Origin of the sequence: Kitasatospora sp. LaBMicrA B282, from assembly GCF_050325825.1 — a bacterium.
Lineage (GTDB): Bacteria > Actinomycetota > Actinomycetes > Streptomycetales > Streptomycetaceae > Kitasatospora.
The window spans coordinates 25,008-39,555 of record NZ_JBNQTI010000074.1 but is presented as its reverse complement, the minus strand read 5'-3'; the positions used below and the strand labels follow the sequence as shown (position 1 = coordinate 39,555).

The 14,548-nt window shown below is 75.5% G+C and carries 11 protein-coding genes and 1 pseudogene; 9 read left to right on the top strand and 3 right to left on the bottom strand.

What is annotated here, in order from left to right:
- The 3 genes from ACQRUO_RS21240 to ACQRUO_RS21230 form a co-directional block, all read right to left on the bottom strand.
- On the bottom strand, positions 1-731 hold a 731-nt coding region (locus ACQRUO_RS21240), incomplete at its 3' end, for an MFS transporter (protein WP_428317580.1).
- Positions 732-1,010: 279 nt separating this feature from the next.
- Positions 1,011-1,934: an alpha/beta fold hydrolase gene (locus ACQRUO_RS21235; protein ID WP_428317579.1), complete on the bottom strand. Its 924-nt coding sequence runs from the start codon at positions 1,932-1,934 to the stop codon at positions 1,011-1,013.
- 78 nt (positions 1,935-2,012) lie between these two features.
- Positions 2,013-2,399: a hypothetical protein gene (locus ACQRUO_RS21230; protein WP_428317578.1), complete on the bottom strand. Its 387-nt coding sequence runs from the start codon at positions 2,397-2,399 to the stop codon at positions 2,013-2,015.
- 125 nt (positions 2,400-2,524) lie between these two features.
- Here ACQRUO_RS21230 and ACQRUO_RS21225 point away from each other — a divergent pair, with 125 nt between their 5' ends.
- The 9 genes and pseudogenes from ACQRUO_RS21225 (at position 2,525) to ACQRUO_RS21185 (ending at position 14,491) form a co-directional block, all read left to right on the top strand.
- Positions 2,525-3,682, top strand: a complete 1,158-nt coding sequence (locus ACQRUO_RS21225; RefSeq protein WP_428317577.1) for an SUKH-4 family immunity protein — start codon at positions 2,525-2,527, stop codon at positions 3,680-3,682.
- 568 nt (positions 3,683-4,250) lie between these two features.
- On the top strand, positions 4,251-5,972 hold the full coding sequence (locus ACQRUO_RS21220) for an enoyl-CoA hydratase-related protein (protein ID WP_428317582.1): 1,722 nt from the start codon (positions 4,251-4,253) through the stop codon (positions 5,970-5,972).
- A gap of 203 nt (positions 5,973-6,175) precedes the next feature.
- Positions 6,176-7,807 (top strand): annotated as a pseudogene (locus ACQRUO_RS21215) (AMP-binding protein); the annotation flags it as partial.
- 36 nt (positions 7,808-7,843) lie between these two features.
- Positions 7,844-8,323, top strand: a complete 480-nt coding sequence (locus tag ACQRUO_RS21210) for an acyl-CoA thioesterase (protein ID WP_428317581.1) — start codon at positions 7,844-7,846, stop codon at positions 8,321-8,323.
- The gene (locus ACQRUO_RS21205) at positions 8,314-10,662 is read left to right on the top strand and encodes an FAD-dependent monooxygenase (RefSeq protein WP_428317576.1); all 2,349 of its coding nucleotides are present in this window, start codon (positions 8,314-8,316) and stop codon (positions 10,660-10,662) included. Before ACQRUO_RS21210 ends, ACQRUO_RS21205 begins: the two co-directional genes overlap by 10 nt.
- Positions 10,662-11,699: a carbon-nitrogen hydrolase family protein gene (locus tag ACQRUO_RS21200; RefSeq protein WP_428317575.1), complete on the top strand. Its 1,038-nt coding sequence runs from the start codon at positions 10,662-10,664 to the stop codon at positions 11,697-11,699. The genes ACQRUO_RS21205 and ACQRUO_RS21200 overlap by 1 nt, the downstream gene beginning before the upstream one ends.
- Positions 11,696-12,826 (top strand): cupin domain-containing protein, encoded by a 1,131-nt coding sequence (locus ACQRUO_RS21195; RefSeq protein ID WP_428317574.1) that lies wholly within the window; start codon positions 11,696-11,698, stop codon positions 12,824-12,826. Before ACQRUO_RS21200 ends, ACQRUO_RS21195 begins: the two co-directional genes overlap by 4 nt.
- Before the next feature lie 4 nt (positions 12,827-12,830).
- Positions 12,831-13,721 (top strand): fumarylacetoacetate hydrolase family protein, encoded by an 891-nt coding sequence (locus tag ACQRUO_RS21190; RefSeq protein WP_428317573.1) that lies wholly within the window; start codon positions 12,831-12,833, stop codon positions 13,719-13,721.
- Positions 13,718-14,491 carry a maleate cis-trans isomerase family protein gene (locus ACQRUO_RS21185; RefSeq protein WP_428317572.1) on the top strand — a complete coding sequence of 258 codons (774 nt, stop codon included), beginning with the start codon at positions 13,718-13,720 and terminating at the stop codon, positions 14,489-14,491. The genes ACQRUO_RS21190 and ACQRUO_RS21185 overlap by 4 nt, the downstream gene beginning before the upstream one ends.
- Positions 14,492-14,548: the final 57 nt, after the last annotated feature.

The following is a 14,548-nucleotide window of genomic DNA, read 5'->3' as shown; positions in this document are numbered from 1 at the left end:
GGGAGGAGGGGGGGAGGAGGGGGGAGGGGGGCGCCGCCCAGGCCGGCCGTGCGCTGCCGGCGGCCCTTGCGGGTCGGGGCGTTGCCGCCGCCGACGGCGGGTGCGGTGCCGGTGGCCGGCAGCACCGCCGCCAGGGCCAGCGATCCGAGCAGCATCAGCGCCGCGCTGACCAGCACCCCGGCCGTCGGGGAGGCCAGCACCGCCAGCGCCCCGGCCAGCAGCGGCCCGGTGACGTACAGCACCTCCTCGGCCACCGTGTCCAGCGCGAACGCCCGCTGCCGCAGCTCCGGTTCACCGATCAGTGCGCCCCAGCGCGCCCGCACCACCGGCCCCAGCGGCGGTGCCACCGCCCCCGCGGCCGCCGCCGACCCCAGGAGCAGCCACACCGGCGTCCCCGGCCGGCCGCCGACCACCGCCAGCCCGATCAGCAGCGCCGCGCATCCCGCGGCCAGCGGCGGCAGCACCCGCCGCGCGCCGAACCGGTCGACCAGGGCGCCGCGCACCGGCGCCAGCACCGAACCGGCCAGCCCGAACAGCGCCATCGCCGCCCCGGCGACGGCGTAGGACCCGGTGGCACCGGTCAGCCCCAGCATGAGCGAGAGGAAGACCGTCCCGTAGGACAGCCGCCCGATCGCGGCCGCCCCGAACAGCCGCCCCGCCCCGGGGACGGCGAAGACCTGACGGTACGACGAATGACGAGAACGCGCCGCAGCGCGCGAGAACGCAGACATGGTGATCGTGTTCCTCGAGGAAGCGTGCGCACCGAGGGCAGCAGAGGCCCGGCCGCGCATCGACGACGTGGGCGCACCCCGGAAGACACCGGGGGCACACCTGGGGACGTCGAACTGACGCGCCGGCACCGTGGCCCGATGGCACACGTGCCCGGCGCGGTCAGCGGGCTGCGCTACGCACGGGGGAGGAACATGCGGGTCACAGTAGCAGAGCGCCGGTCCCCGGGACTCCGAGAGTTGGCGGTCCGTCACATCCCGCACGGTGAGCCGTTCGACAGCTCAGGTCCGCCGCTCCGCCGTGTGGTCCAGCAGGAGCTCGGCGAGCCGGCGGGGCAGCCCGGGCGAGAAGAACGAGTGCCCCATGCCGGGGACGGGGTGGAAGCGGGCGTGCGGGATCGCCTCGGCGAGGGCCCGGCCGTGGGGCAGCGGGCGCAGCGGGTCCTCGGTGCCGTGCAGGACCAGGGTCGGGGCCGTGATGCCGGACAGCGGGGCGAGTCGGTCCGCGGTCAGCCGGCGGCCGGCCAGGTCGTGGTTGAGGGCGGCGCGGTGGTCGGGGCTCCGGTCGAAGGAGGTCGCCACGAAGTGCCGGGCGGCCGGTTCGTCGAACGGCAGCACCGGGCCGCTGAGCACCCGCCAGGTCTCCAGGTTGGCGGTGATGTACTCGGCGCGGGTCCGCTGGGGCAGCGCGGCGCGGTGGGCCAGGTGCGCCAGGAAGTCGGCGCTCGGCGGTGGCAGGTCGTCCGGGTCCGCAGCCTGCCCGGACAGGGCGCGCGCCCAGGCCGGGCCCGGGTCGTGGCCCATCGGGCCGGTCATGATCGCGGTGAGGGTGCGCACCCGCTCGGGTCGGTGCACGGCCAACCACTGCCCGACCGCCCCGCCGAGCGAGGCCCCGACGACGTGCGCGGCGGCGATGCGGTGCCCGTCGAGCACGGCGAGGGCGTCGGCGGCGAGATCGGCCAACGCGTAGGGGTGGGCGGCGAAGTCCAGGTGGGTGGAGCGACCGGTGTCCCGGTGGTCGAAGCGGATCACGTGCCGCCCGTTGGCGGCGAGCAGCTCGACCAGCTCGTCGGGCCAGCCGGCCGCGGGGGCCGCGGTACCCATGATCAGCAGCACGGTGGGGGAGGGCGGGGCGCCGGATCCCTCGGTCCAGAGGTGCACCGGGCCGGAACGGACGAGTAAGGCGGAAGGGGCGGGGGTGGCCATGGGGGCCAAGGTATGCGATCAGCGTGCCGGAAGCCGGGGGTTCGACTGCCGCTCGAGGGCGGGCTCGGACCGCTCGGTTCAGCGGGCCCGGTACTCGGCCTCGGCGCGTGCCAGTTCGGCGTCGTACTCCGCCGCGTCGAAGTGGAACTCCACCGGCTGCGTCCCGTCCGCCGGCACCTCCCAGTCCACCCACTGCACCACCGGCCCGACCCGCTGCACGACGGCCGCCAGGAACCCGCAGCACCCACCGCCGCACTCGGGCTCGCCCAGCTCCACCCGCCGTCCCTCGGCGGTCCCGCGCAGCGGACCGGGGCGGTCGACCGGGAAGGCGTTGGCCGCGAACGGGCCGAAGCCGTCCGGGCCGATCGCGTCCGCCAGCAGGTCCTCGCCGTTGACCCGGAACCGGACCTCGGCGGTGAACCGGGGCCCCGGGGGCAGCACCTGGAGCTCGAGTCGATCGAACATCCGGTCAGTCTAGGGTGCGGCGCCGACTGGAGCCCGGCCGTCGTCCGGCTCGTCGTGACCCGGCTGGCCCCCGGCCCCGCTCCTCCGGGATGATCACCCTGACCGTCCCGTCCCCAGGAGGCACCGTGCACCCGCAGCAGCCCGTCCTCGACCTGACCGCGGACCAACTCGCCGCCTGGTTCGGCTCCGAGGGGTTGACCCGGATACCCGAGTCCGCGCTGCCTGCGGGGCTCACCCACGAGCCGACCCGCCGGCTGCTCAGCACCCTGGGTCTGCCGTCGGGCACCCGTGCCCTGATCGACTTCGAGCTGGATCCCGAGGTGCTGCTGGCGCCGCTGCCCGAGCACCTCGCCTGGGCCCCGCAGCTGCTGCGGGTCGGGCGGGTGTTGCGGGACTGGGTGGTGCTGGACGGCGCGACCGGGCAGGTGAGCCTGGCGGCGCGGGAGCGCAGGGCCAGGACGGCGGAGCCGGCGGGGGACCTGCTGGCGAGCGATCTGTCGCTGCTGCTCCGCTTCGCCGGTGAGGTGGGAGAGTTGGCGACCCGGCCGGAGCACACCGCGCAGACGGCCGCGCGCCTGCGGGAGCTGGACCCGGCGGTCTTCGACGCGAGCGCGAGCGGGCAGGCACCGCTGTGGAGCGCGCTGCTGTTCGGGTACGGGCTGCGCGCGGCGGCCCGCCCGGGCCGGGAGCTGGCCTGGGAGGTCACCCCCGAGCTGCTGGCCGAGTTCGCCACCCCGCACCCGCTCGCCGAGGCGGACCTGCCCGCCACCCTCACCCACCAGCCGACCCGCCGGCTGCTGTTGACGCTCGGGCTGCCCGAGTGCGACCTGCTGACGCCGGACTCGGAGCGCCCGCTCGCCACCCTGCGCGAGCGGCAGGAGTGGCTGGTGGACGAGCTGACCGAGGAGCGCGCCCACCAGCTCGACCAGATCTCGCTCGGTGACACCGTCTACGGCTGCGACCTGCTGGTGGACGGGGCGACCGGGCGGATCGAGGTCGGCGAGGGCGGCGGCGATGAGGGGTGGCCGGCGGCGCCGCTGCACCGTGACCTGTCGGCCTGCTACCTGGCGCTCTGGCTGCTGACCCGGCTGCGGGCCGAGGCGGAGCGCTGGGTGCGCGGACACCGTCCGGCCGACTGGCACGTGGTCCGCACGGAGCGCGTGCTCGCCGAGCTGGCCCTGCACCTGCTGGCAGACCTCGACCCGGTCAGCTGCGCCGACGAGTCGAGCCTGTGGCCGGCCCTCGCCGACGACGGGCACATGGGCGGCCTGCTGGGCTGCTGACGAACGCGGGCATCGCACACCGAGCACCGGGCGCCGGGCATCGCACGCCGAGCGCCGAGCGCGGTCTACGACTGCGCGGTGCTGCTGGACGGTGCCGGCGGCGCGGTGGAGGTCACCGAGGCGACCGACGGCGCGCCGGACTGGCTCGCGGCGCCGCTGCACCGCGACCTGTCGGCGTACTGCCTGACGCTCTGGACGCTGAGCCGGCTGCGCGCGGAGGCCGAGCGCTGGACCGAGCTGGAGCCGCCCGCCGAGTGGCAGGCGGTGCTGCCCGAGCTGGTGCTCGCGGACGCCGGCCTGGCGGTGCCGGCCGACCTGGACCCGACCGGTTGCGCGGCGGAGGAGGGAAGCCTCTGGCCGGTGCTCGCCGGTGACCGCCACCTGGGCGGCCACCTGGGCGGCCTGCTGGGCCGACGCCGGACGCCTGGCGATGAGCCGCGGCAGCACCGCGGGGCGGGCCGTCGCCGCCGATCGGGTGAGGCAGCGGCGGTTCGCCCACGGCGCCCGGCGGGGCCTGCGCGAGGATCGGGAGGTCCTCGCCTGCCAACCCCCGTCGCCGGAGGTCGTGATGCGGATCCTGCTGGTCGCCAGTGCGTTCAACAGCCTCACCCAGCGGGTCTTCGGCGAACTGCGCGACCGCGGGCACCACCCCGGCGTCCACCTGATGACGGTCGAGGGCGAGCGCACCGCCGCCGACGGCCTGCGCGAGGCGGTCCGGCGCCAGCGCCCCGACCTGATCCTCGCGCCGATGCTCAAGTCCGCGGTGCCGGAGGACATCTGGGCCGGCTGCCCGACCCTGATCGTGCACCCGGGACCGCCCGGCGACCGCGGGCCGGCCTCGCTGGACTGGGCGATCCAGGAGGGCGCCGAGCGCTGGGGCGTGACCGTGCTGCAGGCCAACGCGGTGCTGGACGGCGGCGACATCTGGGCGCACGCCGAGTGCCCCGTCCCGCCGGTCGGCAAGAGCGAGCTGTACCGCGGCGAGGTGGCCGACGCCGCGCTGCGGGCGGTGCTGCTCGCGGTCGAGCGGTTCGCCGCGGGCCGCCACCAGCCGCGCCCGCAGCACGGGAGCGGCTGGGACGTGCCCGACCACACCCGGCCGGCGCTGCGCCAGGCGGACCGGCGGATCGACTGGTCGGCGGACCCGACCGCCACGGTGCTGCGCAAGCTGCGTGCCGCCGACTCCCAGCCGGGGGTGCTGGACGAGCTGCTGGGCGCCGAGTGGTACCTGCACGGCGGCCACGGAGAGGACCAACTGCGCGGCCGGCCCGGCAGCTTGCTGGCGACCCGGGCCGGCGCCGTCTGCCGGGCGACCGTGGACGGCGCGGTCTGGCTGCCCGAACTGCGGGCCCGGCGCGCGCCGGACGGGCGGCGCGGCATCAAGCTGCCCGCCACGGTGGCGCTCGGCTCGCGCTGCCCGGTGCTGCCGGAGGTGGCGGCGCCGCTGGTGCTGCCGCCCGGGCGGCGCACCTGGACGGACCTGGACTACCGCGAGGTGGGCGCGGTGGGGATGCTGCGGTTCGCCTTCCCCGGTGGGGCGATGAGCGCCGCGCACTGCCGCCGGCTGCTGGCCGCCTACCGGTTCGCCCGCACCCGGCCGACCTCGGTGCTGGTGCTGGGCGGCGGCCGGGACTTCTTCTCCAACGGGATCCACCTCAACGTGATCGAGGCGGCCCCGGATCCGGCCGCGGAGTCCTGGGAGAACATCACCGCGATCGACGACCTGGTCGCCGAACTCCTCACCACCACCGACCGGCTGCTGGTCGCCGCGCTCGGCGGCAACGCGGCGGCGGGCGGCGCGATGCTGGCGCTGGCCGCGGACGAGGTGTGGTGCCGCAGCGGGGTGGTGCTCAACCCGCACTACCGGTTGATGGGCCTGACCGGCTCGGAGTACTGGACCTACTCGCTGCCGCGCCGGGTCGGGCCGGACGCCGCCCGGCGGCTGACCGAGCAGGCGTTGCCGCTGTCGGCGGCGGCCGCGCAGCGGCTGGGGCTGGTGGACCGGCTGCTGCCGGTGCCGCCCGGGGAGTTCGCGGGCGAGGTGGCGGCGCTGGCCGGGCGGCTGGCGGCGAGCCCGGGGCTGGGCGAGCGGATCGGACTGAAGAAGGCGGCGCGCGAGCGGGACGAGGCGGTCAAGCCGCTGGCGGCCTACCGGGCCGAGGAGTTGGCGCTGATGCGGCGCACCTTCGAGGACCCGCAGGCGCCGTACCACGCGCTGCGCGCGGCCTTCGTCCGGAAGGAGCCGGCGGTGGGCACCCCGGAGCACCTGGCGCGCCACCAGGCCCGTTAGCCGTGGCGGGCGAGGGCGTCCGGGGCCGTCGAGCGGGTCGTCGAACGGTCGTCGGAAGTGCCGGGTTTAGCGATCTCGGTATCGCGTAAGACTGACTGCCGTCAGGAAAACGCGATACCGCGGGGCCGGTCCCCACCCGGTCCCCGTGCCACCCCACGCCCCCCACCCCCGGCTCTCCCCGCCGAACCGCTGAGGTGCCGCCCATGGAGCTCTCCCCCTCCGGGCACGTCGACACGTTCTGTCGTGACCGGCTGCCCGCGCCCGACCTGTGGCCGGAACTGCTCGACGAACTACCGGAGTTGCACTACCCCGAGCGGCTCAACTGCGCTCGCGAGCTGCTCGACGAGGCCGTGGCCCGCTGGGGCCCGGACCGGCGCTGCCTGCTGACGCCCGACCGGGACGACCCGAACGGCGGGCAGTGGAGCTACGGCGAGCTGCAGCGCCGCGCCAACCAGGTGGCCCAGCTGCTGACCGAGGACCTGGGCCTGGTGCCGGGCAATCGGGTGCTGCTGCGCGGCCCCAACAACCCCTGGCTGGCCGCCGGTTGGCTCGGCGTGCTGAAGGCCGGCGGGGTCGCCGTGACCACCATGCCGCTGCTGCGCGCCGGCGAGCTGGCCGAACTCGCCGGGATCAGCCGGCCGCTGGTCGCGCTCTGCGACCACCGCTACACCGGCGAGCTGGCGCGGGCCGCGGTCCCCGGCCTGACCGTGATCGGCTACGGCGCCCCGGGCGAGGCCGACCTCACCGCCCGCTGCGCGGCCAAGTCCGGCGAGTTCACCGCCGTCGACACCGCGGCCGACGACGTCGCGCTGATCGCCTTCACCTCCGGCACCACCGGTCGGCCCAAGGCCACCCTGCACTTCCACCGCGACGTGCTGGCCAACGCCGACACCTTCTCGCGGCACATCGTGCGGCCCGAGCCGACCGACCTGTTCACCGGCACCCCGCCGCTCGGCTTCACCTTCGGGCTCGGCGGCCTGCTGGTCTTCCCGCTGCGGGTCGGCGCCGCCTCGCTGCTGGTCGAGCGGGCCGGCCCGGAGGAGCTGGCCGAGCTGGTCGCCGCGCACCGGGTCACCGTGCTGTTCACCGCGCCCACGGCCTACCGGGCGATACTGGGCGCCGGGCTGGCCGACAAGCTGGCGGGGCTGCGCCGGGCGATCTCCGCGGGGGAGGCGCTGCCGGCCGCGGTCTGGCACGAGTTCCACCGGGCCACCGGGGTGCGGCTGATCGACGGCATCGGCGCCACCGAACTGCTGCACGTCTTCATCTCCGCCGCCGACCACGACATCCGCCCCGGCGCGACCGGCCGACCGGTGCCCGGCTACCGGGCGGCGATCGTCGACCGGGACGGCACACCGCTGCCGGACGGGCAGCCGGGCCTGCTCGCGGTCAAGGGGCCCACCGGCTGCCGCTACCTGGACGACCCGCGCCAAGCCGACTACGTGCGCGACGGCTGGAACCTCACCGGCGACGTCTACCTGCGGGACGCGGACGGCTACTTCTGGTACCAGGCGCGCAGCGACGACATGATCGTCTCGGCCGGCTACAACATCGCCGCCCCCGAGGTCGAGCAGGCCCTGCTCTGCCACCCCGACGTGGCCGACTGCGCGGTGGCCGGGGTGCCGGACGACCGGCGCGGCGCCGTCGTCAAGGCCTTCGTGGTGCTGCGCCCGGCCGTCGCCGCCGGACCCGAGAAGGCGGCCGAGCTCCAGCAGTTCGTCAAGGAGGCCATCGCGCCCTACAAGTACCCGCGTGCCGTGGAGTTCGTGGCCACCCTGCCGCGCACCGCCACCGGCAAGCTGCAACGCTCCGAACTGCGCCGCCGGGCGACCGAGGAGCCGACCCCGGCGGCCGAGCCGGGCTCCGGGGCGGTGCCCGCCCCGCCCGCCGAGCTGCCCAGCGTGCTGGTCGAACGCCGGGTCGAGTGGTCGGACACCGACGCCGCCGGGCACTACCACTTCTCCGCCGTGCAGCGCTGGGTCGAGGCGGCGGAGGCGGTGCTGCTGCGCCGGCTCGGCCTGATGGGGCTGTTCGGCAGCATCCCGCGGGTGCACTTCGAGGCGGACTACCTCGAGCGGCTCTGGTTCGGCGAGCCGGTGCAGACCGCACTGCGGGTGGAACGGGTCGGGCGCTCCTCGCTCAGCTACGCCTTCGAGGTGCGCGGCCCGAACGGCCTGGCCGCCACCGGCCGGCTCACCGTGGTGCACGCGGCCGTCGACGCCAAGGGCGCGGTGCCCTGGCCCGCCGCCGTGCGCGCCACCCTCACCCGGGGCGGCCCGCAGGCCGCCGAGCGCTACCTGGCGGACGACGGGCTCGGCCCGGCGCGGGAGGAGGCGACGGCGTGCGAATAGCCGTGATCGGCGGCGGCCCGGGCGGACTCCACTTCGCGGCCCTCGCCAAGCAGTTGGCGCCCGAGCGGGAGATCACGCTGTGGGAGCGCAACGCCCCCGACGACACCTTCGGCTTCGGGGTGGTCTTCTCCGACGAGACGCTGGACGGCATCGAGCAGGCCGACCCGGAGGTCTTCCGGGCGGTGTCGGCCGAGTTCGCCCGGTGGCGCGACATCGACGTCCACTACCGCGGGCGGCGGCTCACCTCCGGCGGGCACGGCTTCGCCGCCCTGGAGCGGCGGCGGCTGCTCGCCATCCTGCGCGAGCGCTGCGCCGGGCTCGGCGTCGACCTGCGGTTCGGCACCGAGGCACCGCCGGCCGAGCAGCTGACCGCCGAGTACGACCTGGTGGTGGCGGCCGACGGGGTGCACTCGGCCACCCGGCAGCGCCACGCCGAGCAGTTCCGGCCCGAGCTGGACGAGCGCGGCTGCCGCTACATCTGGCTGGCCACCGACCGGGTCTTCGAGGCCTTCACCTTCATCGTCGAGCAGACCGACTTCGGCGTCCTGCAGGTGCACGCCTACCCCTACAACGACCGGCGCAGCACCTTCATCGTGGAGCTGGGCGAGGCGGCCTGGCGGCGCTCCGGCCTGGCCGAGGACCCGGACGGCGTGGGCCGGCTGGAGCGGCTGCTCGCCGACCACCTGGCCGGCCACCGGCTGATCGCCGGCAACTCGCGCTGGATCACCTTCAGCACGGTGCGGAACGCGCGCTGGCACCACGGCAACCTGGTGCTGCTCGGCGACGCGGCGCACACCGCGCACTTCTCGATCGGCTCGGGCACCAAGCTGGCCATGGAGGACGCCCTGGCGCTGGCCGCCTGCCTGCACGAACAGCCGGACGTGCCGGGCGCGTTGGCCGCCTATGAGGCCGAGCGCCGCCCGGTGGTGGAGTCCACCCAGCGGGCCGCGCAGGCCAGCCTGGAGTGGTTCGAGTCGATCGCCGGGTACGTCGGCCAGGGCGCCGAGCAGTTCGCCTTCAACCTGCTCACCCGCAGCCGCCGGGTCACCTACGACAACCTGCGCGAGCGCGACCCGGAGTTCGTCGCGGAGGTCGACGCCTGGTTCGACCGCGGGGCGGACCGCGGCGACGACCGGCCGGCCACCCCGCCGATGTTCCACCCCTACCGGCTCGGGGCGCTCACCCTGCACAACCGGATCGTGGTGCCGCCGCTGGCCAGCTACACAGCGGTGGACGGGGTGCCCGGGGAGTTCGACGCGGCCCAGTTCACCGCCCACGCGCTCGGCGGCGCCGGCCTGGTGCTGGCCGGGATGACCGCGGTCAGCCCGCAGGGCCGGGCCACCCCCGACTGCCCGGGCCTCTACACCGACGGGCAGGAGCAGGCCTGGCGGCGGATCGTCACCGCCGCCCGCCTGATACCCGGCACCCGGCTGGGCATCCAGCTCACCCACGCCGGCCGGCGCGCCGCCACCGGCACCCCCGGCCCGGACGGCATCGGCCCGGCGCTGCCCACCGAACGCGGCGGCTGGCCCACCCTGGCCGCCTCGCCGCTGCCCTGGGACCCGGGCGGCCCACCGCCGCGCGAGGCCAGCAGGGCCGAACTCGCCGAGATCACCCGGGAGTTCGCCGCCGCGGCGGCCCGCGCCGACCGGGCCGGCTTCGACGTGCTGGAACTCCAGCTGGGCCACGGCCACCTGCTCTCCGGCTTCCTGTCGCCGCTGACCAACCGGCGCACCGACGAGTTCGGCGGCACCCTGGCGGCCCGGCTGCGCTACCCGCTGCGGGTGGTGGCCGCGGTCCGCGCGGTCTGGCCGGCCGACAAGCCGCTGCTGGCCCGGATCTCGGCCACCGACTGGGCCGCCGGCGGCACCACCGCGCAGGACGCGGTGCGGATCGCCCGGGCGTTGGCGGGCGCCGGCGTGGACGCGATCGACGTCTCCACCGGGGAGGTGGTCGCCGAGCAGCGGCCGCGCTACGGCCGCAGCTACCAGACCCCGTTCGCCGACCTGATCCGCAACGCCACCGGCCTGCCGGTGATCGCGGTCGGGGCGATCTCCGGCCACGACGACGCCAACTCCATCCTTCTGGCCGGCCGCGCCGACCTGGTGGCGGTCGGCCGGGCCCACCTGCACGACCCGCTCTGGACCCTGCACGCCGCCGCCGACCAGGGCTACACCGGACCCGGCGCGCCCTGGCCGCCCGCGTGGCTGCCCGGCAGCCGCAAGCCGCCCGGCCCGCGCGCCGACCGGGTATCGCCCCGGCTGGTGCTGCTGCGCACCCCTGCCGAACCGGTGCACCGGCGCTGGCTGCCGAAACCCGACCCCGATCGGAGCCGCTGATGGACCGCCCGCTGACGACCGAACCGCTGACGGCCGAACCGCTGCTGAGCAGCCCGCTGCCACGCTTCACCGCCGCCGCGGTCCAGGCCGCCCCGGTCTACCTCGACCCGGACGCCACCGTGGCCAAGGCCGCGGACCTGATCCGGGAGGCCGCCCGCAACGGCGCCGCCCTGGTGGTGCTGCCCGAGGCCTTCGTGCCCGGGTACCCGTACTGGAACTGGACGATGAACCCGGTGCAGGGCTCGCCCTGGTACGAGCGGCTGTACCGGGCGGCGATCGACGTGCCGGGGCCGCAGGTCCAGGCGCTCTGCGCGGTGGCCCGCGAGTGCGGCACGGTGGTGGTGATCGGCGTCAACGAGCGCGGTGCGCGCAGCCTCGGGGTGCTGTACAACACCCTGCTGATCATCGGCGCGGACGGGCGGTTGCTGGCCGCGCACCGCAAGCTGGTGCCGACCTGGGCCGAGAAGCTGACCTGGACCGGCGGCGACGCCGGCACCCTGCGGGTGCACCGCACCCCCGTCGGCCCGCTGGGTGCGCTGGCCTGCGGCGAGAACACCAACACGCTGGCCCGCTTCGCCCTGCTGGCCCAGGGCGAACTGGTGCACGCCGCCTGCTACATCGCGCTGCCGGTGGGCCCCGAGGACTACGACATGGCGGACGCCATCGCGGTGCGCACCGCCGCCCACTGCTTCGAGGGCAAGCTCTTCTCGGTGGTCTCCTGCTCCACGATCTCGCCCGAGATCATCGACACCGTCGCCGGCCGGGACGAGGGCGTGCGCACCCAGCTGGAGCGCAAGCGCAGCGCGCTGTCCGGCGTCTTCGGCCCGGACGGCCGCCCGGTCACCGAGCCGCTGGTGGACGCGGAGGGCATCGCCTACGCCGAGATCGACCTCGGCCGGTGCATCCAGCCCAAGCAGATGCACGACATCATCGGCCACTACAACCGCTTCGACGTCTTCCGCCTGCGGGTGGACGCCCGCCCGCGCCCGCCGATCGAGTTCATCACCGAGGATTCCGAGCACCAGGAGGACCAGTGACCGCGGACTTCGACGACAACCGCCCGGGCCGCGCCCGGGTCACCGAGACGCCGGAACTCAAGGCCTACTACGAGGAGTTGGGAGCCCAGCAGGCCGGCGCCCTGTGGACGGTGGCGAACGACATCGAGCCCTGGTACCCGCAGCCCGCCTCGGTGCCGACGCTCTGGCGCTACCGCGAGCTCGCCCCGCTGGTGCACAAGGCGCTGCCGCTGGTCCGGGCCGACGACGCGGGCCGACGGGTGGTGATGCTGGTCAACCCGGGGCGCCGCGAGCTGAGCGCCGCCGTCGGCCTGCTCTACACCGGGCTGCAGATCATGGGCCCGGGCGAGTCGATGACCGCCCACCGCCACCAGGCCGCCGCGCTGCGCTTCGTGCAGGAGGGCACCGGCGCCTGGACGGTGGTGGACGGCCAGAAGCTCAGGGTCGGGCCGCAGGACTTCGCCATCACCCCCAACGGCACCTGGCACGAGCACGGCAACGAGTCCACCGAGGCACCGGTGATCTGGCAGGACGGCCTGGACATCCCGCTGGTCAACGCGCTGGACGCGGGCTTCTACGAGGTCCACCCCGAGCTGCACCAGCGGCCCGGCAAGGTGGTCAACTCCTCGGTGCTGACCTACGGCGGCAACCTGCTGCCGTACGGCGTGGAGAAGTGGACCCGCCCCTACTCCCCGTTGCTCGCCTGGCCCTGGGAGCCCACCTACCAGGCGCTGCTCGACCTGGCGAAGGCGAGCGAGGGCTCCCCGTACGACGGCGTGATCACGGAGTACACCAACCCGCTCACCGGCGGCGCCGTGATGCCCACCATGGGCGCGCACATCCAGCTGCTCCGCCCCGGCCAGGCGACGAAGGCCCACCGGCACACCGGCTCGGTGGTCTACACCGTGGCCAAGGGCCGCGGCCGCTCGGTGATCGCCGGACAGGCCTTCGACTGGGAGCGGGGCGACATCTTCTGCGTCCCCTCCTGGGCCTGGCACGAGCACGCGAACCTCGACCAGCGCGAGGACGCCTGCCTCTTCTCCTTCAACGACTTCCCGGTGATGCGCTCGCTCGCCTTCACCCGCGAAGAGGCCTACCCCGACCACGACGGGCACCAGCCCGTCACGCCGACCACCGAGGAGCGGTAGCCGGATGCGCCTGATCACCTACACCCACCGGGGCTCGGCCCCGCTGCTCGGCGCCGAACGGGGCGAGCGGGTGGTGGACCTGGCCGCCGCGGCCGCCGCGGCCGGCCTCGAGCTGCCCACCGACCTGCTCGCCCTGGTCCGCGCCGGCGGCCCGGCGCTCGCGCTGGCCCGCGACCTGGCCGCCGCGCCCGCCGCCCCGAGCCACCCGGCCGGCGAGGTCGAGCTGCTGGCCCCGCTGCGCCCCGGCAAGATCGTCGGGGTCGGCCTCAACTACGTCGAACACGTCGAGGAGTCCAGCCGCACCCTGGACACCGCCCGCGAACTCCCCGACCGCCCGGTGCTCTTCGGCAAGCCCGCCACCGCCGTCACCGGCCCCGGCGGGCCCGTCCTGCACAACGGCGACCTGACGCAGCAGCTGGACTGGGAGTGCGAACTGGCCGTGGTGATCGGGCACACCGCCTACCAGGTGGCCGAGGCCGACGCGCTGGCGCACGTCTTCGGCTACAGCATCGTCAACGACATCAGCGCCCGCGACCAGCGCCGCTCCGGCCAGTGGTTCTTCTCCAAGGGCCAGGACTCCTACGCCCCCTTCGGCCCGGCCGTGGTCACCGCCGACGAGATCCCCGACCCGCAGCAACTCGACCTCTCGCTGCGGGTCAACGGCGAGACCAAGCAGAAGTCCAACACCCGGCACATGCTCTTCCCGGTCGCCCGGCTGATCGCCGACATCAGCTCCGGAATGACCCTGGAGCCCGGCGACGTGATCGCCACCGGCTCGCCCTCCGGCGTCGGCGCCGGGCTGACGCCGCCTCAGTTCCTCTGGCCCGGCGACCTGGTGGAGGCCACCGTGGAGCGGATCGGCACGCTGCGCAACCCCGTGGTGGACGCCCGATGACCGCGGCGGCGCGCAGCTACCGGATCGGCCAGATCGTCCCCAGCTCCAACGTCACCATGGAGACCGAGATCCCGGCGATCCTGCGGGCCCGGGAGAGCGTCGCGCCCGAGCGGTTCACCTTCCACAGCAGCCGGATGCGGATGACCCGGGTCACCCCCGAGGAGCTCAAGGCGATGGACGCCGACTCCGACCGGTGCGCGCTCGAACTCTCCGACGCCCGGGTGGACGTGCTCGGCTACGCCTGCCTGGTGGCCATCATGAGCATGGGGCACGGCTACCACCGCACCGCCGCGGAGCGCCTGCACGAGGTCACCGTGGCCAACGGCGCCCCCGCGCCTGTGGTCACCAGCGCGGGCGCCCTGGTGCACGGGCTGCGGGTGCTGGAGGCGAAGCGGATCGCACTGGTCGCGCCCTACCTCAGGCCGCTGACCCGGATGGTGGTCGAGTACCTGGCCGCGGAGGGCATCGAGGTGCTGGACCACACCTCGCTGGAGATCCCCGACAACCTGGCTGTGGCCGCCCACGACCCGGCCGCGCTGCCCGGCATCGCCGCCGCTCTGGACCACGCCGGGGCGGACGCGGTGGTGCTCTCCGCCTGCGTCCAACTGCCCTCGCTGGGCGCGGTGACCGAGGCCGAGCGGCTGCTCGGCAAGCCGGTGGTCTCCGCCTCGATCTGCACCGCCCACCAACTGCTGCGCGCGCTCGGCCTGCCCGCGGTGGCGCCGGGCGCGGGGCGGCTGCTGTCCGGCGCGTATGCCGAGAGCGGCTGACGGCGCGGCCGGGAGGAGCGCTGCCGGTGCGGGCATGCGGGCCGGCGGCCGTGCGGG

Bases quoted from the DNA above. Each gene is read 5' to 3' on its own strand.
- ACQRUO_RS21230 (WP_428317578.1), bottom strand. From the start codon at position 2,399: ATGTTCGATCGACTCGAGCTCCAGGTGCTGCCCCCGGGGCCCCGGTTC.
- ACQRUO_RS21190 (WP_428317573.1), top strand. From the start codon at position 12,831: ATGCGCCTGATCACCTACACCCACCGGGGCTCGGCCCCGCTGCTCGGC.
- ACQRUO_RS21200 (WP_428317575.1), top strand. From the start codon at position 10,662: ATGGACCGCCCGCTGACGACCGAACCGCTGACGGCCGAACCGCTGCTG.
- ACQRUO_RS21185 (WP_428317572.1), top strand. From the start codon at position 13,718: ATGACCGCGGCGGCGCGCAGCTACCGGATCGGCCAGATCGTCCCCAGC.
- ACQRUO_RS21235 (WP_428317579.1), bottom strand. From the start codon at position 1,934: ATGGCCACCCCCGCCCCTTCCGCCTTACTCGTCCGTTCCGGCCCGGTG.
- ACQRUO_RS21220 (WP_428317582.1), top strand. From the start codon at position 4,251: ATGCGGATCCTGCTGGTCGCCAGTGCGTTCAACAGCCTCACCCAGCGG.